General features: G+C 30.9%; 20 protein-coding genes and 5 CRISPR repeat arrays (1 of these 25 running past the window's edge). Of the genes, 8 read left to right on the top strand and 12 right to left on the bottom strand.

Annotation, left to right across the window (positions count from 1 at the left end; all coding sequences use genetic code 11):
• The first annotated feature begins 1 nt into the window (after position 1).
• Positions 2–418, top strand: coding sequence for a cupin domain-containing protein (locus BN2665_RS05135; protein WP_207643672.1), 417 nt, complete (start codon positions 2–4; stop codon positions 416–418).
• 107 nt (positions 419–525) lie between these two features.
• Here the strand turns inward: BN2665_RS05135 and BN2665_RS05130 are convergent, their stop codons facing one another.
• From BN2665_RS05130 to BN2665_RS05105, 6 genes are all read right to left on the bottom strand, one after another.
• The gene (locus tag BN2665_RS05130; RefSeq protein WP_055666045.1) at positions 526–987 is read right to left on the bottom strand and encodes a hypothetical protein; all 462 of its coding nucleotides are present in this window, start codon (positions 985–987) and stop codon (positions 526–528) included.
• Between the two features lie 185 nt (positions 988–1,172).
• Entirely contained in the window at positions 1,173–2,054 is an 882-nt protein-coding gene (locus BN2665_RS05125; protein ID WP_055666044.1) for an SPL family radical SAM protein, read from the bottom strand.
• Positions 2,055–2,093: 39 nt separating this feature from the next.
• Positions 2,094–2,549 (bottom strand): low molecular weight protein-tyrosine-phosphatase, encoded by a 456-nt coding sequence (locus tag BN2665_RS05120; RefSeq protein ID WP_055666043.1) that lies wholly within the window; start codon positions 2,547–2,549, stop codon positions 2,094–2,096.
• A gap of 52 nt (positions 2,550–2,601) precedes the next feature.
• On the bottom strand, positions 2,602–3,882 hold the full coding sequence (locus BN2665_RS05115) for a 4Fe-4S dicluster domain-containing protein (RefSeq protein WP_055666042.1): 1,281 nt from the start codon (positions 3,880–3,882) through the stop codon (positions 2,602–2,604).
• A 365-nt stretch (positions 3,883–4,247) separates the two neighbouring features.
• Positions 4,248–5,252: an Rpn family recombination-promoting nuclease/putative transposase gene (locus BN2665_RS05110; RefSeq protein ID WP_074042224.1), complete on the bottom strand. Its 1,005-nt coding sequence runs from the start codon at positions 5,250–5,252 to the stop codon at positions 4,248–4,250.
• Positions 5,253–5,495: 243 nt separating this feature from the next.
• Positions 5,496–6,898: direct repeats of the CRISPR family, unit length 31 nt; unit sequence AATTTAAATACATCTTATGTTAAGGTTCAAC.
• A gap of 299 nt (positions 6,899–7,197) precedes the next feature.
• The gene (locus BN2665_RS05105; RefSeq protein ID WP_055666041.1) at positions 7,198–8,034 is read right to left on the bottom strand and encodes a DUF6544 family protein; all 837 of its coding nucleotides are present in this window, start codon (positions 8,032–8,034) and stop codon (positions 7,198–7,200) included.
• Positions 8,035–8,410: 376 nt separating this feature from the next.
• On the opposite strand from BN2665_RS05105, the gene BN2665_RS05100 reads away from it, so the two are divergent.
• From BN2665_RS05100 to BN2665_RS05090, 3 genes are all read left to right on the top strand, one after another.
• Complete coding sequence (locus BN2665_RS05100; protein ID WP_055666040.1) at positions 8,411–8,731, top strand: hypothetical protein; 321 nt, start codon at positions 8,411–8,413, stop codon at positions 8,729–8,731.
• Positions 8,732–8,745: 14 nt separating this feature from the next.
• Complete coding sequence (locus BN2665_RS05095) at positions 8,746–9,048, top strand: hypothetical protein (protein ID WP_055666039.1); 303 nt, start codon at positions 8,746–8,748, stop codon at positions 9,046–9,048.
• Positions 9,049–9,342: 294 nt separating this feature from the next.
• Positions 9,343–10,182, top strand: coding sequence for an aminoglycoside phosphotransferase family protein (locus BN2665_RS05090; RefSeq protein ID WP_055666038.1), 840 nt, complete (start codon positions 9,343–9,345; stop codon positions 10,180–10,182).
• Positions 10,183–10,349: 167 nt separating this feature from the next.
• Here the strand turns inward: BN2665_RS05090 and BN2665_RS05085 are convergent, their stop codons facing one another.
• The 4 genes from BN2665_RS05085 to BN2665_RS05070 all read right to left on the bottom strand — a co-directional run bounded on the left by BN2665_RS05085 (position 10,350) and on the right by BN2665_RS05070 (position 16,264).
• Positions 10,350–11,240, bottom strand: coding sequence for a hypothetical protein (locus tag BN2665_RS05085; RefSeq protein WP_055666037.1), 891 nt, complete (start codon positions 11,238–11,240; stop codon positions 10,350–10,352).
• 267 nt (positions 11,241–11,507) lie between these two features.
• Positions 11,508–12,652: a CRISPR direct-repeat array (repeat unit 30 nt; unit sequence ATTTAAATACATCCTATGTTAAGGTTCAGC).
• Positions 12,653–13,004: 352 nt separating this feature from the next.
• A CRISPR array of direct repeats spans positions 13,005–14,083; the repeat unit is 30 nt.
• Between the two features lie 268 nt (positions 14,084–14,351).
• Complete coding sequence (locus BN2665_RS27715) at positions 14,352–15,005, bottom strand: LuxR C-terminal-related transcriptional regulator (RefSeq protein WP_055666036.1); 654 nt, start codon at positions 15,003–15,005, stop codon at positions 14,352–14,354.
• Positions 15,006–15,013: 8 nt separating this feature from the next.
• A complete protein-coding gene (locus tag BN2665_RS05075) occupies positions 15,014–15,457 on the bottom strand; it encodes a MotA/TolQ/ExbB proton channel family protein (RefSeq protein ID WP_055666035.1) in 444 nt (147 codons plus the stop codon).
• 168 nt (positions 15,458–15,625) lie between these two features.
• Complete coding sequence (locus BN2665_RS05070) at positions 15,626–16,264, bottom strand: TetR/AcrR family transcriptional regulator (RefSeq protein WP_055666034.1); 639 nt, start codon at positions 16,262–16,264, stop codon at positions 15,626–15,628.
• Positions 16,265–16,768: 504 nt separating this feature from the next.
• Here BN2665_RS05070 and hypB point away from each other — a divergent pair.
• From hypB to BN2665_RS05050, 4 genes are all read left to right on the top strand, one after another.
• Complete coding sequence (hypB, locus tag BN2665_RS05065) at positions 16,769–17,440, top strand: hydrogenase nickel incorporation protein HypB (RefSeq protein ID WP_055666033.1); 672 nt, start codon at positions 16,769–16,771, stop codon at positions 17,438–17,440.
• A gap of 70 nt (positions 17,441–17,510) precedes the next feature.
• A complete protein-coding gene (locus tag BN2665_RS05060) occupies positions 17,511–20,189 on the top strand; it encodes an FAD-dependent oxidoreductase (protein WP_055666032.1) in 2,679 nt (892 codons plus the stop codon).
• Between the two features lie 18 nt (positions 20,190–20,207).
• Complete coding sequence (locus BN2665_RS05055) at positions 20,208–20,549, top strand: hydrogenase maturation nickel metallochaperone HypA/HybF (protein WP_055666031.1); 342 nt, start codon at positions 20,208–20,210, stop codon at positions 20,547–20,549.
• Between the two features lie 32 nt (positions 20,550–20,581).
• Complete coding sequence (locus BN2665_RS05050; protein WP_055666030.1) at positions 20,582–21,568, top strand: DUF5692 family protein; 987 nt, start codon at positions 20,582–20,584, stop codon at positions 21,566–21,568.
• Positions 21,569–21,737: 169 nt separating this feature from the next.
• On the opposite strand, the gene BN2665_RS05045 is transcribed toward BN2665_RS05050, so the two are convergent.
• Complete coding sequence (locus BN2665_RS05045; RefSeq protein ID WP_055666029.1) at positions 21,738–22,586, bottom strand: PD-(D/E)XK nuclease domain-containing protein; 849 nt, start codon at positions 22,584–22,586, stop codon at positions 21,738–21,740.
• 1 nt (position 22,587) lies between these two features.
• Positions 22,588–23,784: a hypothetical protein gene (locus BN2665_RS05040; protein ID WP_055666028.1), complete on the bottom strand. Its 1,197-nt coding sequence runs from the start codon at positions 23,782–23,784 to the stop codon at positions 22,588–22,590.
• A gap of 259 nt (positions 23,785–24,043) precedes the next feature.
• Positions 24,044–25,056: a CRISPR direct-repeat array (repeat unit 30 nt; unit sequence ATTTAAATACATCTCATGTTAAGGTTCAAG).
• Between the two features lie 317 nt (positions 25,057–25,373).
• A CRISPR array of direct repeats spans positions 25,374–26,229; the repeat unit is 30 nt (it continues 93 nt past the right edge of the window).

Here is a 26,229-nt window from a genome sequence, read left to right as displayed (position 1 = left end):
TATGGTAAAATATTATTGTAATTTAGATGAAGAGAGGTTGATAGCTATGGTGGATGAAAATAAATATAACCTTAACATGGATATAAAATATGATTATCTTGAGGTAATAAAGGTTCCAGAGATAATTGAAAACTGCAAAGAGAAATGGTTTAACCAGACTCTTTGTAAAGTGAATTCATCTGTTTTAAGGCTTGGAATATTTGAAGGTGAATTTCATATGCATAAGCATGATAATGATGATGAAGTATTCTATGTTTTAGATGGTGAACTATTAATTGAAAGTGAAAAGGGCAGTTTTAAATTAGCAAAGAATGAAGGAATATGTATTCCAAAGGGAACTATGCATAGACCTATAGCAAATACTAAGACAATAGTTTTAATGATTGAAAATGAAGGTATAAAGCCCATAGGTGATTGATAAGCTTATTTAAATCCATGTTTTTATTGCAATTATGGAAACATACATTGTACGAGGTAATAGTAAAACGATTAAATCTTTAAGTACCATATTTTCAGAAATGATAACTATGGTATTTTTTTATGACCTTTATTTTTATTATAGTAAAAAATACTTTTATACTCTTCCCTTAAACCAATGTTTATAGTTATAAGACCTATAACTAATAAGATTAAATACATTTTGAAATCCATAAAAAAATCCATCTTGGTTTTATTAAGTACTCTATTCAAAAATATTACTGCAAATGCCAAACTTGTTTTACTCTTTATCTTAACTTCTTCTTTCCAAGGAACACTTACAAGTTTATTTAACTCTTTCATAGAAGGAAATATCATATAGATAGTCCCATCTACTTTCGCTATGTTACTTATAATAAATATAAAAAGAAAAGCCAATAAAAATATAATATTTACTTGAGTAGCTTTAAATCTGTTAGATATAAAATATATAAAAGTTAAAATAAGAAAAGATATAATGTTAGCAATGATTATCTTTCTTTTGTATAGGTTTATGATATTTTTATTCATAAATTCACATCCCTACATTACATTTTTATAAATTATACCATATATTTCAAATTAATGGTAGCCACTCCATAGAAATGAAGGTATTTCCCAGGAAAAATCATAAGTAGCTTCTTTTATATTTTACTTTTTTCTATCAACTTCTCTAATATAGCTTACATACTTCTGACATAACAACCCTACATCTCTCAACAATCCAATCCAGGCAGCGTTATCTGCTCATATTTATTTTTTTCTTCGAATTCATGAAGATAATTGAAGCATTCTTTAATGTCGATTAATATTCCATGCGATTTACAGGTACTTCTAATAATGCTCATTAACCGCTCATTGTTAGGACTCGGTATTTGATATGCATAGTTATACTTTTTAATATATTGATCCTTCATTCCCGGAAAATGCTCATCCAGCTTTTTATAGAAATATTCCCTGTTTCCTTCTCTTAAGGTCAATCCCATACCAAAACAAATGATTCCATGCACTTTAGCTTCTATACAATAATCTAAAATCCCCCGAATATTTTCCTCTGTATCATTAATAAATGGTAAAATAGGAGAAAGCCAAACCACGGTAGGAATTCCATTGTCCTGCATTATCTTCAGCACCTCAAAACGTTCTTTTGTAGTACTCACATTAGGCTCTATAATTTTACACAGATCTTCATCAAAAGTAGTAAGTGTCATCTGCACTACACACTTTGTCTTCTCATTGATTTTTTTAAGCAGATCCAAATCCCTTAAAATTCTTGCTGACTTAGTTTGTATGGCTAATCCAAATCCATAATCATGAATAAGTTCAATACACTTTCTTGTATTCCTAAGCCTTTCTTCCAAATGAATATATGGATCGCTCATTGCCCCAGTGCCTATCATGCATTTCTTCCTTTTCTTTTTAAGAGCTTCCTCTAAAACTTCTGGTGCATTTAACTTCACCTCAATGTCTTCAAAATCATGCTGCATCTGATAGCATCTGCTTCTTGAATCACAATAAATGCAGTTATGAGTACAACCCCTATATATATTTATTCCATTTTGAGCAGATAAGATACCTTTTACCTTTGTTTCATGCATAATGGCCTCCTTTTATCTACAATTATCTGACACAAGCATTTACTTTCTCAAAATATGCTCCAGTAATGCTTCACAGCCCTCTTTAATATCCTTATAGGTTTCATCAAAATTTCCAGTATACCATGGGTCCGCAATATCTCGAGGGTGGGTGGAAAAATCAAGAAGTCTATGAATTTTTCCATCTTTGTCCTCTCCAATAATTCTCAACACATTTTTAATATTGTAGCTCTCCATACAAATTATATAATCATAAATTTCATAATCTTTTTTTGTAAGTTGGACAGCAGTCTTCCCCTCACAAGAAATCCCTACTTCGCGTAGCTTACCTTTTGTTCCTGAGTGTACAGAATTTCCTATTTCTTCTCTGCTGGTAGCTGATGACGCTATATAAAACTTATCCGAAATATGTTTCTCCTCCACCATATGACGAAATACAAATTCAGCCATAGGACTACGGCAAATATTGCCATGACATACAAACATTATTTTCACCATGTTTTAACAGCTCCTTATTTAAAATAACGTACACCTTTCACGGCTTCACCTACTATATTTTGCTTTTTTCCAGCAACTTTTCCAAATAAACAGACTTTAATTGCTTTGAAGCCATAGCTCTTTTAAGAGGTGGCATTTTAAGTATGGCTCCTAAGATAGCCTTCATAGCTCTATGGCTTTTCAGTGCTTCATTATCAAAAATGAGATTTTGAAGCTGACCTTTTTCTATAGCCATGGATGCGATTCTATGAACAGAATTTACTGGAGTTATAACCCTTTTATCTCTTGCTTTTAATGTAATACTTCCTATTTTACAGTTTCTCAAACAAACGCCACAACCTATGCAAGCCTCTTTGTTTAATTCAATCCTCTTAGTGTTATTCTCCTTATCCTCCACTATATCTATGGCATCTACTGGACATACTTTCACACATCTTCCACATTTAACGCAGCTTTCATTATTAATGCTAGCTATAAAATTTGTGGTTTCCACAGGATGAAGCATACCTAATTTCCTTGTAGCTACAAAAGCTTCACAGCAGCAAGAGCAGCAGTTACACATAAAGCTTGGCATATTTCTTACATTTTCTCCACACTGCACTAAATTAGCTTCATAGGCTCTATGTAATACTTCCTTTGCCTCCACCACATCTATTTTTCTTGCATAAGAATTTTTAATCAAGGACTTTGCCGTATCATTAAAGGTCATACAAGTTTCCATAGGAGCGTCACAAACCGTTCCTAAATGATGATTTTTATGACGGCAATAGCACATAGAAAGCCCTATTTCTCTTGAATTTTCTATTATGTGAGTAGCTTTTTCATAATCTAAAATATGTAAAGTGTCGTCATTCCCGTTCATATCTAAAGCTGGCTCTTGAACAAAAGCTCTTCCTAATTTAGTTTCCGTAGACCAAAAAAGCTCCCTCACAAAATCTTCTTCCACGAAAATATACTGATGATATAACTCACTTAATAACTTTTGGTCTATATCCCCTCTGGTTCTCATAAGGGCAAACTCCATAAAACCAGCCATAGGAGGAGGAAGTACAAAGTGTTTAACTCCATCCTTTTCACTATCTAAAATCAATGCCCTTTTTGCTAACTCTTCTAAGATTATTTCTGCTTCCTTTTCTGAAGTATTCCAGATATAGCTTGCAGTCTTTAAAGTGAAAGGCCTTATGGGAAGTTTCGCCACTAGCTCTGCCTCTCGCTTTGTATATAACATCTCTAGTATTTTATATAAGGTTTCTGAAGGAGGTGCTCCTTGTGGAAATTTATTTAATCGTTCTTCTAAGCTTTTATAGGCTTCTTTGGCAACTATGTGGGACATATATTTTTCTCCTTATAATTCATCTTGATTTATAAGTATTTTCTATAAATACTATCTAGTTATTTATATTTCTTAGCTTTAACATTTCACTATTTTTTAAATCTTTAAAAATAATAATATTATTGTAAATAAATCAAATTTCAAAGTCTGCAATACCAAGCGGCTCTCCATTCCTTTATATCGCGCAATTGCAATTGAGCATATATTTCATTATATCATTATTGTATTATTTAACATAATTATACACAAACTGATTCTCAAATTTTAATGCTTAAAAACTTAAGAACTACCAAACTGATTTTGTTCAATTGGTAGTTCTCGCTAATGGTCTTTACTAAAATTTATACCCCTAGGGTTCTATACTATTAGTTCATTCCTTCTTTAATTTTTTCTATATCTTCTTTAGATAATCCGGTAGCCTTAATTACAGTTAATACGTCCACTCCCATAGACAATAGATTCTTTGCTATTTGAACTGCTTTGTTTAATTCCCCTTGTTCTATTCCCTCTTCTCTTCCTTGCTCTCTTCCTTGTTCTCTTCCTTCTTCTATTCCTTCTTCTCTGGCCTTTTCAAAAGTTTCTTTTATTGTCTTTGATATATTAGAAGTCATAATATTAACCTCCTCTTTGTTTGCTATTAAAATATTTTCTATTCCTTCTCCAATTTTATCTTTTATTTCTTCCGATAAAGTATTTCTTAACCAATGTCTTATTAACATCTTTTGTTCTTCATTTAAGTTATTAAAGTCTAAGGCTATATCTTTTACCCTTTCGATAAATTCTTCAATATCTACTTTTTGATCTAATAAAAATATTGCAGATGCTATATTCCCTAACTCCATTAATTCTTCTTTTTCATACTTATTTATATCTATAAGTATATACTCAAAATCTATTATATTATTTCCAAATAATTCACTTTTGTTTATAACATTCTTAAATTTTTTCTCTACTGTCCACTTATATTCCCCATTGTATAGCACTATAGGCACTATCGCCGGTAGTTTAAAATCTTTACTTCTGACTTGACTTCTTTCACTATTCCTTAAGACTTCTCTCCATATTTCTGACATATATAAGAATAATCTTATAGGCATGCTATAATCTACATAGGATTGAAACTCTAATAGTATATAAAATATTACTTCTTTATTATCTATGTTTGCTTTATAAACTACATCAGATTCTAGTTCTTCATAATCTGATAGAATATATGACTTATTTACTAATTCTATGTTATCCTTTGTAATTTCTTCTTTCCAAGAGCTTTTTACAAAGCTTTGAACCATAGTTGCTAAAATCTCTTTGTTAGAAAATAAATCTTTATAGCTTTTATCATGTATATTATGTATTTCTCTTTTTATTTTCATTTTAAAATATCACCTATCTCTGCTTTTCCTTATAATTATTATACCCTAACTCACTCCTTATTTAAACTCCTAAAAATTTAAAAACTACCAAACTGATTTTGTTCAATCTGTAGTTCTTAATACATGACTTTAAGTTTTGCTGATAAAGCTCCATTACCATCCTCTTAAGAATTCTCCTTAAAATCTTTTATATTCACCTACGAGATTCCTGGGAGGCAACTGAAGGTCAACTCTTTGATGATAAATTTAAATATATACTACGTTAAGGTTCAACAAATGCATATATGCTTCTTATCCTCTAAGAATACAATTTAAATACATCCTATGTTAAGGTTCAACTATAGTATGGGATACAGACACATCAAAAGTTCCTAAATTTAAATACATCTTATGTTAAGGTTCAACTTTCTAATCCTATAGCTCCTGTACTACTTAAGTCATTTAAATACATCTTATGTTAAGGTTCAACTTCTAGCTTTATAGCTACTTCAAACAGACCATTTTATTTAAATACATCTTATGTTAAGGTTCAACAACTTCATTTCATCATTGGTTAATTCAACTTTTTATTTAAATACATCTTATGTTAAGGTTCAACCTACTGTAGTTAATAAGGCTATCAATTTCTTAATTATTTAAATACATCTTATGTTAAGGTTCAACCTTAACTGATAATGAGGAGACAACCAACACTAGAATATTTAAATACATCTTATGTTAAGGTTCAACTTTATTGCAATATCAAGACCAAATATTATACTTAATATTTAAATACATCTTATGTTAAGGTTCAACCCACTATAAGGCATAATAGAGCAAGAGGAAGCCAATTTAAATACATCTTATGTTAAGGTTCAACTCATAAATGCTACTTTATAATTTAATCCCTCCATAATTTAAATACATCTTATGTTAAGGTTCAACCACACATAAAATAAAGATTTGAAAGTTTATTTAATATTTAAATACATCTTATGTTAAGGTTCAACCTTAGAGATTATGAGAAAAGGTAAGGCTGTAAGCTTATTTAAATACATCTTATGTTAAGGTTCAACTCAAACTTACAAAGACCAATAAAATGGGGAGTTTAATTTAAATACATCTTATGTTAAGGTTCAACTGTTTGCCATTTGCAAGGTCGTACATATATGCCATATTTAAATACATCTTATGTTAAGGTTCAACTTTATTCAATTTTGGCACCTCCTTATTCGCTATGATATTTAAATACATCTTATGTTAAGGTTCAACTAGTTATAGCTATGAGAAGCAAAATTTTAAATATAATTTAAATACATCTTATGTTAAGGTTCAACCACAGAACCATCCAGTGGTGGAAGTGATAGAGAAGAATTTAAATACATCTTATGTTAAGGTTCAACTGATTTTTGGAGAGATAAAAAGAGGTATTTAAAGCAATTTAAATACATCTTATGTTAAGGTTCAACATAAAAAAATTAATATACTTCAAATACAAAATTTAAATTTAAATACATCTTATGTTAAGGTTCAACGCATCATGAAGATAGAACAATATCTCCAACATGGTAATTTAAATACATCTTATGTTAAGGTTCAACCAACGAAAAAGAATTAGTAATAGACGTGAAATCTAAATTTAAATACATCTTATGTTAAGGTTCAACCACTGTAAAATCAACATTCTTTAATTCTATTATATCCATAAACCCATTGAAAATAAAGAGATTGATTAATTTTTTACCAGGCATCAAGCATTATTTTACTTTATTCAAAAAATCCCCTTTAAGCCTTTATCTCAAAGACTTTAAAGGAATTTAATTTTTTATGAGGTTGGTAAAATTAATTTTTAGCAAGACAGTACTCATACATTGGAAAATAAACTGTTACTGACATGATCCATGACTATATCCTTTAGATTCAGGCTATGTTAAAGAATAATATATCTGTTCATAATATAATAATTTTAGTTTATTACATTATAGTATACTTTTATGTCATTACTATTAAAGTATACGAGATCTCCTGTTTTTAAGTGCCATACCGCATTAAAAACTGTTGGATACTTTATTCCGTCCATATCTTTATAATTATTGCAAATTGCTGACCACTGTACCTTTTGTATGTTACCTTTACCATCATTATACTCTCTATCATCTGTAGTAAAACTTGTCATAGCACCTTTATCATCAAATTCAAAAATTCCACTTGCTGAAGTTCCATAATAAGTAATAGTAGCCTTCACATGAGTTTCGTCAATATCCTCCCAAGTAATAAAGTCTTGGAGAGCAGCATATGGCATCAGCAGACATTCTGCTAGGTAAGTAACAATACATGCCTTATTCATTACTTCACCCTTTTCATCAAATAAAGTTATAAGTTTTGATATTTGCCCCTTCATGCTCCCAATACCGTTTTGGTAAGAATCAATTCCCTCAAAAGGTATACCAAGTATACTGGTGTCAATTAATGCATACCTTGTTGGCTCAATCACAAAATTGTATAGTGTATATTTGATTTTGAGTTTCTTTGAAGCTTGTACAAAATCAACATCATTGAAAATTACTTTCATATTTGACATTTTAGGTTTACCAATATATCCGCAATAACGAAAGTATTTTTGCACTGGAAATGGCAATTTTGAAATATCTTCTTCAATAAAATTTTCATTTTGAATTCTTACTTTTGTTAATTGATTATTTATTAATTTTACAAATTCTGATTTGATTGGTGAATAAGAAAGATTAAACCATATTAATATTCCTAAAATAGATAGAGTAACAACTCCAAAAATTAAAATCATGAACTTTTACCTCCATTGAAAATATATAAGCGCGCAATAGTCTACCATCGCCCTCCTATTTTATTATAATGGGAAGATTAGCCTCTATACCTACAGAATTTAAGTATCCCTCATGCTAATATTAAATGTATATAAGTCACACTCTAAAAAATTAAGAAGTAAATTATTACAAATGAAAACATGAACAATGTTCTTTGAAAACTGGATAATACAGTATTATTATAACCTAACAATTTACTGATTAATATAGGCGTCTTATGCTATTATATGTAAAATATGATATAATTATCCTTAAGCTAAATCAGAATCGTAAAATATAACGTATTATCTCAGAAACTTTTTATTGAGAATACTAACTAACATAGGGAGGATTTATATGCATAAGAGATTAAAAACAAACAAAATATTTGTCTGGTTCATTGTCTTATTCGCATTTAGCTTTATTGGGTGCAGTAATTCAACAAAGGCGGACTCAAAGCCATTTAATCCAAATGATTATGCTAAAGAGATAGATGCTTCAGACCTCAGGGTTCAAGACTACTTTCCGAAGAAAAGCATGAAAAAGTATTTTACTGGAGGATTTGAAAACGGAGGTTTTAAACAAACCATTGACAAATTCAAAGGGGATAAAGTGCAGGTAAAGCAACTTGATACCGGAACGGGCGTTGCATTTGTTTATCAGCTGAAAAGGATATAAGAATAATATTTAGAATGGAAGTGAGCGATGAAAATTTCAAGGATGACTATATAGGAACAACTGAAGCCAATAGCAATGACATTATCTTAAAAGCTCCTTTAGTAGTTGGTGCAAAGCGGAATAACGATGGTGATGGCAAATATGAAATTACAGGAGTAAATGTTAAGGTACAAACCCTAGCAGGCACCTTCTACACTGTTGAGGTTACATATACAAACGGAGAATTTGTAAGTATACACAATTATGCTAAGGACTTGGGGTTAGTAAAAAGTTCAATAAAAGGATATAGCGATTCTTTACTTGTAAAAGTAGAATAATTTCTCAAAAAGAGACTAAATATAAATTTTTGAGTATAAGATTGTTCACTTTCTGAGAACATTACGAAACAAATTTAAGTAGGAATTATTGGTATAAAAGATTAAAATCTCAACATTATCAAAAGATACTATAGTTTTCGTAGAAGGGAGCTACAAGTAATTTTTAGCAGGATATTAGCAAGAAATACAAGACAGAATGTTGCTTATAATTCAGATAAATTATATTGAACTATAGTTAGCATGTATGTTAGGTATTTTAGTATACCTGAATTCTTTTTAAGAGGGGGATATTAAGTGAATGAACTTTTAAACTTGAAAAAAATAGGAGAGGGACAAGATTCAGAAGTATATTCTTTAGAAAATGGTAAGGTATTAAAATTATTTAGAAAATCTAACGCTGGCAAAATGGCTATTCGTGAGATAGAGATTTTAAAAACAATTTATAAAACAGGTATAAACATCCCTAAGGTTTATGAATACGTTTGTATATTAGATCGATCTGGTTTTATTATGGAAAAAGTTGAAGGGGATAGTATACTATCAATAAATGAAAAGAAGCCTTACTTAATGGTAAAAATGTCAAAAGTATTTGCTAAATCACATGCTGAAATTCACAAATTCGAGGCACCAAATGAAATTCCATTATTGAAAGAAGAAATAAAAAAGTGTTTAAAATCAGTAAAGTGTTTAGAAAAAGAAATTATAGAATATACACTTAATTTGTTAAATGAATTACCAGATGGGAATAATATTTGTCATGGTGATTATAATCCGTCAAATGTTATTTATGATTCCGTTAATCCTGTATTTCTTGATTGGAGTGGTGTAAGTAAAGGCGATACAACAGCAGATGTTGCACATACTTTATTGATAGTAAAGAATGGTCAATTTCCTCCCAATACTTCTATGATATTAAAGTTTATTTTTAAAATAGGAAGAAAAACATTTGCAAATATATACTTTCACACATATCAAAAATATAATCAATTAGATTTATCTCTTCTCAGTAAGTGGGAGATGATTAGGGCTGTTGGGAGACTTGCATATGGTGGTAATGATGAGAAGCCTGCGCTTTTAAAATTCATAAATAATTTTTATAAAAATAGAGATCAAGGTGAAGTTATCTTGTTTTAAGAAAATAAATATTAAATCTATGAAAATACCGTATTATTCAGAATGATATGCTCCCCTTAAGGTATACAGATTAAAAATAAAAATCTGTCACTAGAAATGGGAGCATATCAGAAATAAATAGGCGGTATTTTTATTTGGAGTTACGTCACATCTCAAAGAATGGTGTACTAATTTTGATAAATAATTAAGTTATTTTGTATCTTGTCAATAGTTATAACAAAATGATTATTTTTTAATAAGTCTGAATTGATTGCTAATCTTAAAGGATATTCAAATTTATATTTAAATCCAATTTTATCATGTTTTAAATTCTTAAATTTATATTTTTTATCTCCTAATTTTACTTCTACAGTAGTAGCCTTATTATTATCTTCAAGATTGATAAATGAACGATTTGAACCAGTATCTAAATATATTGTACTTTTTTTCCCATTTACTTCTCCTTGGAAAAACAATAAATCCTTATCATTACATGTATTGAGACTTTCAAGTGGTAATAAGGTATATTTATCATTTTGTAATTTATTATAATCTATAGGTTTATCACTTATTGCTATCTTTTTATTCTTATAATCTAAAGTTACTATCTTGTTCTTAAAATATTCTAAGCCAATTGTCCCATTAATTTTGAAAAATCCATACATTCTCCAATCAGTAAGGGATGATTTAACATTTGAATATTTTTCACCAAATACATCTACACTTTTAAGTAATATAGAAGTACCGTTTCCCCTATATGTACCATCTGCATTGAGTTCTGTAGATTTTCCAGTTATGTCATAATCTACTTTTCCTTTAATAGCCGTTGTAATAAATATACCTTCTGCATTACCTGTATCAAATTCTAATTTCATTTTTTTATCCCCAATCATTACAGGAATTGAAGGGCAAGGATTTAAAAAGCCAATCGACATATCGTGCACTTGATTTTCTTCATAGTTTAAATCTTTTATCCAATTAAGGCTTGCACTATTTCCTTTGAGATAAAACCTAAATACTACTATTGTTGTTATTATAACAATAATAGTAACACCTATAGAAAAAACCTTAGATTTCATAATAAAATACCCCCTTAATTCACAATAACTTGCAATTTTGAATTAACCTTACTATACAATATTATCACTTGATTCCATACTTTAGAATAAAAATTTTCTATCAAAAGCTTCTCATTGTTTATATATAAACAACGTTGGAGTTACCAATTTAGACTATATTTATGCATCGAAGTATAGATAACAAATTTATTACTTATTATTATCCTAAATACATCTCATGTTAAGGTTAAATTAAGATGGTATAATGACTAAAAGACTGTATTGGGAATTTAAATACATCTTATGTTAAGGTTCAACACGCGTACTATGGTTGGCGTCCCGTCCTTGAAGTTCATTTAAATACATCCTATGTTAAGGTTCAACCTTCCAGAATGGAGCTAAAACATTAAATCAAGCTATATTTAAATACATCCTATGTTAAGGTTCAACCAGATAACAATATTGAAGCCCAAGGCAGATTATTTATTTAAATACATCCTATGTTAAGGTTCAGCATAAAAATGGGAATGTACTTCCGATACCAGTGGATAAATTTAAATACATCCTATGTTAAGGTTCAGCCTTTAGTGCAGTTATAGCACCTAATTTTTCGGTATAATTTAAATACATCCTATGTTAAGGTTCAGCGAGAAACATTTGGTGCAGCGGCGGCACAACATGGATATTTAAATACATCCTATGTTAAGGTTCAGCCATATACACTGCAGCCCATCTTCTATGATTTCTTTATTTAAATACATCCTATGTTAAGGTTCAGCAGAAATAGCTAGAATTGGCACCGATATGTTTAAGCAATTTAAATACATCCTATGTTAAGGTTCAGCTAGTCCTTCAGGTATAGCTTTAAAGTTCTTATACAAATTTAAATACATCCTATGTTAAGGTTCAGCCAGAAATACTAAAGCAGAGCAGAGAAATTATAAATCATTTAAATACATCCTATGTTAAGGTTCAGCTGGACACCTATAAATAGTGACTATGCTTTTAAGGCATTTAAATACATCCTATGTTAAGGTTCAGCGAAGAGTCGCACCTATTGCTATAACTAGATGGCTTTATTTAAATACATCCTATGTTAAGGTTCAGCTCATAGACATTGCCGTTCATACCCTTGCCACTAGGAATTTAAATACATCCTATGTTAAGGTTCAGCACCTTTGCAGAAACATTTAATGGCAATACTCGTTCATTTAAATACATCCTATGTTAAGGTTCAGCGCATTTTACCTGTGTTAGTAGTTACTGGTATAACAATTTAAATACATCCTATGTTAAGGTTCAGCCGTTTCAAAAGATGGGTAGGAAGTACAGAAAATCATTTAAATACATCCTATGTTAAGGTTCAGCCTAAAGCTATGGCGGAACAATGGGGGACGGTTATAATTTAAATACATCCTATGTTAAGGTTCAGCCATTGTAAAATTAACATTCCTTATTTTTATTATATCCTTAAATCCATTGAAAATAAAGAGATTGCTTGGTTTTTTACCAGGTATCAAGTATTATCTTACTTTATTCAAAAAAATTCCTCTTAAAGCCCTATTTAAAAGGCTTTAAAAGGAATTTAAATTTTTATGAGGCTGGTAAAATTAATTTTTAGCAAAACAGTATTCATATCTGTTGAAATATAAACGTTACTGATATTACCCATCATCTTTAATCACTATTTTAGATTCATTCCTTATGAATTAACCATTAAAACTAAAGTATATCTCATGTTAAGGTTAAATGGTGGATGCTTTTTATATATTTAATTTAAAGGCGGATTTAAATACATCTCATGTTAAGGTTAAAGGAAAAAGTAAATGCCATATCTTCCTCCAAAGAGTCATTTAAATACATCTCATGTTAAGGTTAAAGACAAAGGTAAATGAATTTAGACAATTAAATGGACTGACATTTAAATACATCTCATGTTAAGGTTAAAGTAATGGCTAGAAATTGGCTTAATTACATCTATGAATTTAAATACATCTCATGTTAAGGTTAAAGTTCTTTAATTCATCTCAAAACAATTATCAATATTCTCATTTAAATACATCTCATGTTAAGGTTAAAGACCACCTCCTACTTTTTAGGAGTATTATTTTTAATATTTAAATACATCTCATGTTAAGGTTAAAGAGATGTTGTACTTTAAACTCTTCTAATGTCATACTTATTTAAATACATCTCATGTTAAGGTTAAAGTACTCTTAAAAAGCAGGAACAAAGGGATAAAAGAAGATTTAAATACATCTCATGTTAAGGTTAAAGTGAATTCTAAGGGCGGGTTATAGGGGAGAATAATAAATTTAAATACATCTCATGTTAAGGTTAAAGTTTTCATTAACATACCTTTGCGACCTCTGAGCAAAATTTAAATACATCTCATGTTAAGGTTAAAGGTCTTAAGGTAGATATACATTTTTTCCTCTATATCATTTAAATACATCTCATGTTAAGGTTAAAGTAATTCTGGAGTTAGCCTTTTAAGCATAACCCTTATTTAAATACATCTCATGTTAAGGTTAAAGTATTTAATTACATTGAAAAGTAGGTGTAATAGGCAATTTAAATACATCTCATGTTAAGGTTAAAGATACCAACCATTCAATCATGGTCGGTAAAGATGGATTTAAATACATCTCATGTTAAGGTTAAAGAATCTTTCTCCTAAAGTTGTCATATGAACACCTCAATTTAAATACATCTCATGTTAAGGTTAAAGGATTTAAGTAAAGCAGAAAGAAACGCTAATGGAACCAATTTAAATACATCTCATGTTAAGGTTAAAGATTTGTACAAGCTGAACAAACTGAAAACATGACTCTATTTAAATACATCTCATGTTAAGGTTAAAGACTTGAAAAATAGCCATTCTTTATTATAGATAATATAGTATAAACGTAGTAAAATCAATATATTACAAGAAATTTTACCAGCCTTAATGTGCTCATAAAGCATTTTTTCATTTATTAGCCCTAAGCTTGATTTTTCAAGAGCTTTGCCATACGCAGACAAAATATAGCTGGTAAATCTTATTTATATAATTGAATGATTAATTTTGCTTAAAATAAAAGCAAGTCGTAATTTCTTCTCATAAGATTACAAACTTGCTTTTTTCAGCTTTTAGAAATCTACCTTTTGTGCCTTTTCTAAGTAAATCTTTCTAAACCCCTCTCTATCAGAAACCTCTAACTTTTGATATATATTTTGAATATGTTTCTTTACGGTAGCTTCAGATATATAAAGTTGTTCCGCTATTTCTTTGTTGGATATATTCTCTAGCATTTTTATTGCTACATGACATTCTCTATTGGTAAGCGTAAATTCTCTAAATACCTTATCTGCAACTATTGTATCAAACAAATTCTTCTCTTGAACCTTGGGATTTTCATCAAATTCCTTTTTATTTTTGATTCTTTCTTCTTCAAAAATCAAGTTTAGAATTAAATACAATATAGTTCCATACAAAAGTGGCAAAAAATTCTCACCAAAAGCAGAGATATTGATATTATCCAAATTCTTCGCTGAAGTAAAAGATAGCATAGACATTAAAGTGGTAAGAAAACTTGCAAATAAAACATTCCATCTTAGGCTATGTATTACTTCTTCCTTTGCAAAAGTTTTTTTGTATTGGGAAGCTGTTAGTATTATTGCTCCAATTACTACTGAAAGAAAGGGTTTAGGTCGTATGATAATATTCCAGTCAAACTCTAGGAGCATTCCCATTACCATTAGATATAAAAGAAGTGCTCCTATGTTTTTTAAACGCCTTTTCATAGCATTGCCTATTCTATAGTTAATATTATAGCTTTAACTTTAGCTTTAATAGGTAGCAATATAATGCTAAAGAATATTGAATAGAATAAACTAAGCAAAGCTACTGCCGCCCCTCTTGCAAGCTTAATGTTATCTACTCCAATCCATGCCAAAATTAACACCATACCAATAATAGCTCCTAAAAGCCCAGATAAAATAATTAGTTCTAGCATGAGTTTTATAGCCTTTTCCGTTTTCCTAAGCTCTAGCAAAGAATATTTATTTTCTTTTTGCATCATAATCTTAAATCCTCTTACAAAATCAGAAAAAAGTCCTGAAGCCAGAAGCATGGATATACTAAAAGCTAAAATAAATATGAAATTTGATACATCTATAAATAGAGTAGCAGAAGAATAGTAGCTTGTGGATGCAAACAAAATTAATATAAAAAACATCACACCTAAAAAATACATGATAACCCTCCTAATTTTTTAGTAAGAAGTACTTCTATTACTGATAGCTTATACTATACTCTCACAAACTTCCATACTCCTTTAGGGAGTATTTTAGTATTATAGCTTTAATATAGTGAATATTAAAGCATCTATACTTTGTGATAGATGCTATTAATTACCTTTAATTCACTCTTTCAGTTTGCTTTCAAAAACAGGTTCAGCAGTATAATTCCTCATAAATGCAGGAATACTTTGGGCAAAAAAATCAACGAAGGTATCTTTAAATTTTTGGTCTTCTTGCTTTAAAACACCAAGGGAGTATTGCATTGCAACACCATCTAAGGCTGCTACCAAAATAGAAGCAAGGATTTTTTTACATTCTTCATTCTCAATACCAAAGGCATAAAAGTACATATCTGCTACCTTGTTTATTATTTCATTATAATCCTTTTTAAGCACCTCACTAAGGGTTCCGCCCTTTGATATCACATAACCTATCAACAAAACTAAAAGGCGCTGCTCATCAACCTTTGACATACGCTCCATAACTTTATTGCTAATTTCCTTTAACATATCTTTATTACTTTTCACATTACTGCTTTCATCTTTTTCAGAAAGCTTTTGAGCAAAGTACATAGCTTCCTTTACTGCGTGATAGAATAACTCATCTTTATTCTTAAAATGATGATATATAGCACCTGTAGTAAGCCCAGCAGCGGAGGATATCTCACGCATACTTGCCTCCTCAAACCCCTTTTCTATAAACACACTAATTGCAGCATCTAAAATGCGTTGTTTTCTCTGATTTTGTCCATTAGAATTCACATTCTTCACCTCATTTACAAATAGTATATCATATTTTTACAATAAATGACTAATCATCATAGGTTTAATAGCGAAGGAATGTAATATTGTATAGGAGGATGTGAAAAACATAGGTGTTCTTTTTCACGGGCCGCTCGTGGGGCGCCACGCGCGGTGTAGGGAAACCTATAGAACACCTTTTTTCACAGCCTCCTATATTTTCGGAATATTTTATACTTTTAATTGTTAATTTATTGACAATAGCATAGGGATATTATATGATAAACATAACACTTGTTATCTTTTTTATTATAGCCTAAGACTTACACATAATAGCTAAGTTAGGCATCGTAAAAAAATAACTAGTCAAAGATGCGAAGTATATTTTGCGTAAGACAAGGACACAGGTTCCATTAATAGTGGGGCTATTAGTGGGTCCTATGGACGCAGTATTACGAAAAATAGACAAGTAGACTGACTAGTTATTTTTGGGAGATGCCTTAATATGAAATGGGGGGAATTTATATGGAGACATATAAAATTTTAGAAATTAAACAAAGTGTTTTTGAAAACAATGACCGTCAGGCAGACCTGCTGAGAGAGAAATTGAAAAAAGATGGGGTTTTTCTATTAAATCTTATGTCCTCGCCTGGCTCCGGAAAAACAACCACTGTTTTGAGAACCATCGAAGCTTTAAAAGATAAGATGAAGGTTGGAGTCTTAGAAGCGGATATTGATTCAGATGTGGACGCCCACAAGGTTGCACAGACTGGTGCTAAAGTGATTCAGCTGCATACAGGAGGAATGTGCCATCTTGATGCGGATATGACTAGACAAGGCCTAGAGGGACTTGGAACAGAAAATCTTGATTTTGTAATACTAGAAAATGTGGGGAATTTAGTGTGCCCAGCAGAGTTTGATACTGGTTCTTCTAAAAATGCTATGATTTTAAGCGTACCTGAAGGAGATGACAAGCCTTTAAAATATCCATTGATGTTTTCTATAGTTGATGTGGTATTAGTGAATAAAATTGACGTAGCAGAACATTTTGATTTTGATTTAGAGGTATTAAAAGAGAGAGTGAAAAAACTCAATCCTAATATTAAAGTTATTCCTATGTCAGCTAAAACCGGGGATGGAATTAGTGAGTGGATTCATTGGCTACGTTCAGAGGTGAACAGCTGGAAAGAGAATTGATTTATAAAAACTCTCTGTTTTTGTAAACGTTTTATATAGTATTTATAGTTATTTTTAGGAGGGATATCATTTGGTAAAGGAAAAGGTACTTGATCTTGCAAATCATATCAGCAATAAGAAGCGCGGCTCAAAAAATGAGGTTAAAGCTACTGATCCAGAATATATGATTCTTGAACCCGTTGTCACGGATGAGATGGCAGAAGTAGTTCTTTGTATGAAAATTGGCAAAAGAATTACAGCTAAAGAGGTTGCTCCTTTATGCGGAAAATCTGTAGAAAGAACAACTGAATTATTGTTAGAGCTAGCGGACATAGGTGTTTGCTTTGTTAATGAAATTGATGGAGTAGACACTTTTTGGTATGAAACTTGGGTTCCTGGCATCATGGAAATGATGACTAACAATAAAAAGAATGTTGAAAAATATCCTCAAATTGCAAAAGCTTTTGAAGCTTACGGTAGAACAAGAGGACCCAAGACCGTTGGTAACTTCCCTGTAGGGGTAGGTCTTATGCGTGTTATTCCTATAGAGCATGCTATTGAAGGTGAAACTAGAAGAGCTTCCTATGAGGAGATTTCAAAATATCTCAATGATAATGACATTTTCTCAGTATCAGATTGTTCTTGCCGAACCACAAGAGAGGTTATGGGAGAAGGCTGTGGTCACTTGAAAGAGGACATGTGCATTCAGATGGGACACGCTGCAGAATATTATATTCGTACAAAAAGAGGCAGACAGATCACTCGTGAAGAAGCCTTTGAGATCATCAAAAGAGCAGAAGAAAACGGCTTAATGCACCAAATACCTAACTTAGATGGCTCTGGTAAAACCCATGCTATTTGTAATTGCTGTGGGTGTTCCTGTTTATCCTTAAGAACTGCCAGCATGTTCATTAATGCTGATATGGTGCGCTCCAATTATGTTTCCAAAGTGGATAGGGATAAATGTGTTGCTTGCGGAGAATGTGTTCAAAATTGTCCTGTTAATGCATTGCAATTAGGCCAAAAATTATGTTCAAAAACGCCAGTCACCATGGAAATAAAAAGAACTGAAACTCCAAGGGATACAGAATGGGGCTCAGACAAATGGAATGCTGATTATAGAACAAACAGAAAAAATGTAGTAGATACTGGTACAAGTCCTTGTAAAACTCAGTGCCCAGCTCATATTGCCATTCAAGGTTATATCAAGCTTGCCTCTCAAGGAAAGTACAAAGACGCTCTTGAGCTTATAAAACATGAAAACCCATTCCCAGCAGTGTGTGGACGTATTTGTCCAAGAAAGTGTGAATCCGAATGTACCAGAGGAGATATTGATGAACCCGTAGCTATCGACGAAATTAAAAAATTTATTGCTGAACAAGATCTAAATATAAATCGCAGATATGTCCCTAAGCGTAAGCATGAATATGATAAAAAAATTGCTGTTATAGGTGGTGGTCCTTCCGGGCTTAGCTGTTCCTACTTCCTAGCCGCTGAGGGTTATAAGGTAACAGTTTTTGAAAAAGAAAGAGTCCTTGGCGGTATGCTGACACTAGGAATCCCTTCCTTTAGACTTGAAAAAGAGGTTGTAAATGCTGAAATTCAGATATTAAAGGAATTAGGAGTAGAATTTAAGACAGGCATCGAAGTGGGTAAAGATATAACTCTTAATGAATTAAGAAAGGAAGGCTTTAAAGCTTTCTATGTGGCTATTGGTGCCTGTGCAGGAAGAAAACTGGGTATAGAAGGTGAAGATGCTAAAAATATCATTACCGGCATTGATTTCATGAAAGATGTAAATCTAGGCAAGGACTTAAAGCTTAAGGGCAATGTAATTGTAATTGGCGGAGGTAATGTTGCCATAGATGTGGCAAGAACCGCTGTTAGACTTGGAGATACTGAGGTTAAAATGTACTGCTTAGAAAGCCGTGAAGAAATGCCAGCTCTTCCAGAGGAAATTGAAGAAGCACTATCAGAGGAAATTGAAATTAATAATTCTTGGGGACCAAAGAGAATCATTGTTGAAAATGGTATTGCTACAGCCGTAGAGTTTAAGAAATGTATTTCTGTATTTGATGAAAATAGAAGATTCAATCCTACCTACGATGAAAATAAAACTATCATAGTTAAGGCAGATACTATATTGCTTTCAATAGGTCAAGGAATGGATTGGGGCAGCCTATTAAAAGATAGCAAAGTTCAACTTAATAGAAACAATACTGTTAAAGCAGATTCCATCACATTACAGACAGATGAACCAGATGTTTTCGCAGGTGGTGATGCCTTAACTGGTCCTAAATTTGCCATAGATGCTATCGCCTTAGGTAAAGAAGCTGCAATTTCTATTCACCGTTATGTTCAACCTGGACAAAGCTTGATTATCGGTCGTGACAGAAAAGAATATCATGCATTAAATAAGGAAAATTTAGAGCTTCAAGGCTATGATAATTCTCAAAGACAAAGAATAGATCATGTAGATGGAAGTAAATCAAGACAAACCTTCAAAGACTTGAGAGGAACCCTTACAGAAGAGCAGATGAAGAAGGAAACTGAACGCTGTCTTAGCTGTGGTGCCACAATTGTAGACGAGTTCCTATGTGTAGGCTGTGGTCAATGCACAACTAAGTGCAAATTTGATGCTATTTCCCTTGTAAGAAAATATGATGGTGAAGGGGTAGCCTATGAGGATCTTAAACCAGTGGTAATAAAACAACTTCTTAAACGCAAGGTAAAAATTGCTACTAAAAAAATAACAAGAGTCTTTAGATAATTTTGGAGGTGGATTACTTTGCATGAGCTCGGAGTGGTGATCGAAGTAGTTAAGACCGTAGAAAATTTCGCTGTAAGAAACAAATTAACAAAGATAGACACCGTTGTTTTACAAATTGGAGAGCTATCTTCCATGATTCCTAAATATATAGAAGATTGTTATCCCGCAGCTGTTGATGGTACCCTGCTAGAATCCACAAAATTAAAAGTAGAGATACTTCCAGCAAATGCGATATGCAGAAGCTGTAATAAGGTTTATAACCTTTTGCAAAATAAAAAAGAATGTCCTTTTTGTAAAAATAAAAGCTGGGAATTATTAAGCGGAAGAGAGTTTTTAATTAAGGAGATAGTTGCATATTAATAAAATTTTTAAAGAAATAAGGGGGGAATAAAATGTTTGAATTTAATTATGCTGAAGGAGCAACAATATTTACAGCTTGGGGAATGTGGTTTGTTGTATTTATATCCTTGTTTATATTCAATGAATTTTCTAGAAGACAAAAATGGGCGGGATTCTTTAGCTTTGTAATTTTACCAGTTATTTTAACAATTGTATGGTTCACCGCTTTAAAGGATGTTACTTATACGGACTGGTTTCATTTAGCTAAAGTTTATTCTGCAACAGCAGGCTGCATTGGCTTTTGGTGTATTCGTCATATTGAGAAAAAAGATAAAAAAACTGGAACGGTTATTTGGAGACTAGCGGATAATAAAATCGCTTTGTGCTTTCCACCATTGATTCTTGCCATTAATATTTTAGAAGCGGTGGCAAGAGATATTCAGGTAGGCTCCACCTACTGGATGATGAATTCCGGTGCCATTGAAGGAGAAGCCGTTGGCGTAATGGGCGGTGCATGGAACTATATGAACGCAGCTGCAGGTATACTAAACATCATTGCTATAACTGGCTGGTTTGGAATAGTAATAAGAAGGGAAACTAAAAAGGACAAAAGCAGAGATATGCTTTGGCCAGATATGCTTTGGTTCTGGATTATCGCATACGATTTATGGAATTTTGTATACACTTATAACTGTATACCCACTCATTCATGGTATGCAGGGTTTGCCTTACTTCTAGCACCAACCCTATGTGCTTTTACCCTTGGAAAAGGAGCTTGGCTACAACATAGAGCTCAAACTCTAGCTATCTGGTGCATGTTTGCTCAAACCTTCCCAAGCTTTCAGGATACCGGAATGTTTGTAGTTAAGTCCACCTATAACCCTACTATTTACACAGCTTTAGCTGCTCTATCCCTTGGAAGTAATATAGCTGTATTTATTTATATGATATATAAAATGAAGAAAACAAAGAGGAATCCATATAAAGGTGAACTTTACACTGATCTTGATAAGTTCAAGGAAATCAATATGATGGCATAGAAGTATTAAAGGTAGGGAGTAATATGCTCCCGCTTCTACAGATAATTTAGATATATCCCTATTAAGGTTCTCCGTAACTACTTAAAGTGAGGCTTTCACATTTAATTAAAACTATTCAGAGATAGTAATTCTTTTAATATAAAAGTTTCACTATCTCTGAATACTATAACTATATATTTATTGATTGATTTACTATTGCTTCTACATTTGTCCCAAATCTAGATTTTTCTCTCTTATAATTCCTTATAAATGCGTCTACGTTTCTAATTATATTTTCCTTATCATAAATAAAGAAAAATACATAATCTGCACTATAGTGAAATGCATCTGATCCTAATTCTTCTGTTAAATTTCTTTCAGTCATACTTTTTCGTGTACACTTAACCTCTATTACTATATTATATTCATCGATTTTTATATCATATCTTATAGACTTATATCCTGCATCATCTGATACTTCCAGTCTAGCTGTTGGAAATATAGGGCGTATAAGTGAATATAGAATTCTCTGTACATCATATTCATTACCAATTTGAATTGCATCTAAAGCTTCCTTTTTTATTGTTCCATTACCATGTACATCTTCTTGATACATTGTCTGAATATGTTTATAGAAATTTTGTAATATTCTTCTTATTATAATCAATATGGAGTTTTCATCCAAATAATCACTATCCTCTATATCATTAGTTTTATTATTTTTAATTTCTGCTTTTATTTGTTGAATAAAATCCACACCACTATTAAGAGCTTCTGTCAGTATACCTATAGTATTAAATTTAGAAAATTTGTTAACATCTTTATCTGTTTTAAGTAAAAATATTTTACTTTTTCTATTATCTCCATATATTTCAATTAAAACTGTTTCAGTTTCTCTTCTCCATGAAATGAATGATTTATTCATCTCTTCAATTGAATGATTGCCCTTTAAATAATTAGTAACCTCATACCCTTTGCTTATTTGTAACTCTAATTTTTTGTTAACATCATTATTATTTTCTAGCCAATTACCACACATTTTATTTTACTCCCCATCTAATATAAAACAAAAACAATGGTTCAACAATATAAATTTGATCATCCTTCCATTCAAACACTTGATATATCGCTGCACTATTAGTCATAATATCCTGGATTGCCTCTAATGTTGTTTTAAGTTTATTTTTATCAAGCTTATCATTAGAATTTTCTATCAATTCATCAACTCTATCTTTTAATTCATCAATTGTTATACTAATTAAAGGCGGATCTAATGCAATTGCCTCTAATACAATTCCATAGACATCAAGTTCATCTCCACTATTAATTTTATATTTCTTTCTTTTCTGCCCTCTAGTAGACGGCCCTGCTTGAAGCTTATTAATAACATCTTTATACGGTAAATTAACAGTAGTAGCCTTATAACTTCTTTCAATCAAAGTAGTGTCTAATTTATTAGCTTGATCTATGTTTGATAGCAATGATAAGTTTAAACATATAGACTGCATAAGTTGTGGTGATGTAAGGCTTTCAACTGCTATTCTTTCTGCAACTAAATCCTCTATCTCTATGCCTAACTCTTTAAACCCGACTACCGCAATTTCTTTTAACTCTTCCATTTTCCATGGCTCTATATTTATTAAGTTTAATCTTCCACTTAAATCTGCATTTTTCCTAATTGCATCATCTGCCCTGTGCGGTAACGAAATTACTATTGCCTTAAATTCTTTTCTAATCGCATCTTTCAATTGATATGCTATATCAAATTGTAATTCTTCTGATGCATAATGAAAGTCATCCAAAACTAAAACCAAATTATTACCCTTAAAATAATCAATAACCAAATCCTTATTTGATACATATTTTTCTCTAGATGCTGAGCTTTTTATTTGAATATTCTCATCATTAATACTTTCTTTTAAAGTATTAACCTTTGAATATTCCCCTTCAATTGCCAACCCAACTTTTATTGCTACTATATTCCAAAAATCTGTCGATTTTTTAAAGTCACTTCCTGTTATAGATACAATATTATCTATCCCTATAACCTTTTCACATAAAACAGTTTTTCCAGTTTTAGATGGTCCAATAATTGAAGTAAGATAACCCGGCGTCTTTAAAGCTTGCTCTAATCTAAACTCATAACTAAACATAACTTCTGATGACATTCTAGATACATAAGTATATTCTGGAAATAATCCTGGTTTAAATACTTCATATGACTTCAATCTATTCATTATTATCACCTCTTTTTATACCTAAAAGCTTTTATACTATAATTATAATCTAAATGTTATAATTTTGATACTTTTTATTTTCATTATTAACATTATAGAGCCTTTTTATACCTTTTAACCCCTTTATATTACTTTTTCTTATGATACAATATTTTCTCTTATAAAAACAGCCTTAACCAAGCAATATCAATGGTTAAGACTATTTTTCGCATTTACTTATGATTTAGAATGCAAAATAGCTATTTATCGATTCATTATGATTTAAATACATCCTATATTAAGGTTAAAGGAGAAGCAGCTCTCTTGGTCATGGGATCAGGATAATTTAAATACATCTCATGTTAAGGTTCAAGCCTACCTTTGCTATTACTTGGTTATAAAGTTCTTCTATTTAAATACATCTCATGTTAAGGTTCAAGCCACTAAAATCATCATCATAATATTCATCAATTATATTTAAATACATCTCATGTTAAGGTTCAAGTATATTGCTATTCTTGTATCACAAAACCTAATTACTATTTAAATACATCTCATGTTAAGGTTCAAGGAAATCTGCTTTAGTAAGTGAAGTAGAAATAAAAAAATTTAAATACATCTTATGTTAAGGTTCAAGTTATTATTATAGAGAAACCTAGTGATAAGAGTGTAAATTTAAATACATCTCATGTTAAGGTTCAAGTTATAAAGATTTAGAATCATCAATGATTATATTTAAATTTAAATACATCTCATGTTAAGGTTCAAGCAATTACTATGATTGCAATTAAAATAATTATTGTTATTTAAATACATCTCATGTTAAGGTTCAAGGGATAGTGAAAAACAATTTACAGGAGAATACTTTAAATTTAAATACATCTCATGTTAAGGTTCAAGCTTTACTGTTATGATCTTATTAACCTCATCTATATCATTTAAATACATCTCATGTTAAGGTTCAAGCAATGGGTCTCAGGCAGTAGATAAAGACTTGTTTGAATTTAAATACATCTCATATTAAGGTTCAAGAAGATAAACAAGCCATTTGAACAGATTACTTCCGAATTTAAATACATCTCATGTTAAGGTTCAAGTTTATATTGCTCCATATTTGCTGCTTGATCTAACATATTTAAATACATCTCATGTTAAGGTTCAAGCAATTACTATCCAGTTTGGATTATCTGCATCTACATTTAAATACATCTCATGTTAAGGTTCAAGAATAAAATAGCACCGACCTTCGCCAGTGCTATCACCATTTAAATACATCTCATGTTAAGGTTCAAGAACTGAAAAATAGCCATTCTTTGTTTTTATTATATCCCTAAATCCATTGAAAATAAAGAGATTGCTTGATTTTTTACCAGGCATCAGTCATTGTTTTACTTTATTCAAAAAAATCTCCCTTAAAGCCATATTTTAAAGGCTTTAAGAAGAATTGAAATTTTAATGAGGTTGGTAAATTTAATCTTCAGCAAAACAGTATACATATCCAAATAAGTTTTCGCGATATTTCCATATCTATTAAAATATAAGCCGTTACTGAGATAACCCATCATCTTTAACCACTATATTCAATTCATTCCTTATGAATTGAATACCAAAGTTTGAATACATACTATGTTAAGGTTAAAGTAGTTTTTGAATAAATTATTGTACAAGCATTTTTAAATTTAAATACATCCCATGTTAAGGTTCAATGAAAGAAGGAAGTTGAAGGCGAAACTAGATATTTATTTAAATACATCCCATGTTAAGGTTCAATTGCCTTTTACTGTGGCAAGAAGAAGAGAATAATTATCATTTAAATACATCCCATGTTAAGGTTCAATATAAACTTTCTGCCCTTCTCTGTCCAACATAAGTCATTTAAATACATCCCATGTTAAGGTTAAAGTATCTGTGCATATAAGCTCTACATTATTCAACCGAATTTAAATACATCCCATGTTAAGGTTAAAGGTTATAAACCTTGTAGAATAGAGCGTTGTGTTGTATTTAAATACATCCCATGTTAAGGTTAAAGGTTGTTATCCCTTTCTCATTAAGCATATTCCCTTGCATTTAAATACATCCCATGTTAAGGTTAAAGTTCCACCCAAACATGCACTTGTTGCAATTATTCCTTCATTTAAATACATCCCATGTTAAGGTTAAAGAGTATATATAAAAAGAGCAAAGATTAGAAAATACTCATTTAAATACATCCCATGTTAAGGTTAAAGCAATACAATGTGCTTTGAATAGAGACTTGCTTCTATTTAAATACATCCCATGTTAAGGTTAAAGTGGCAAAATACAAATTCAAAATGAACTCGAAGAAGTATTTAAATACATCCCATGTTAAGGTTAAAGAGCCAATCCGGCATTGGGAGATTTCAGAAAGGTTGAATTTAAATACATCCCATGTTAAGGTTAAAGTATTAGTATCTTTTTCACAGTTATTTAATGACCAGGATT

The organism is Desnuesiella massiliensis (genome assembly GCF_001403615.1).
GTDB lineage: Bacteria > Bacillota > Clostridia > Clostridiales > Clostridiaceae > Desnuesiella > Desnuesiella massiliensis.
The sequence above is the reverse complement of the archived record's forward strand: the minus strand, read 5'-3'. Positions and strand labels throughout refer to the sequence as shown.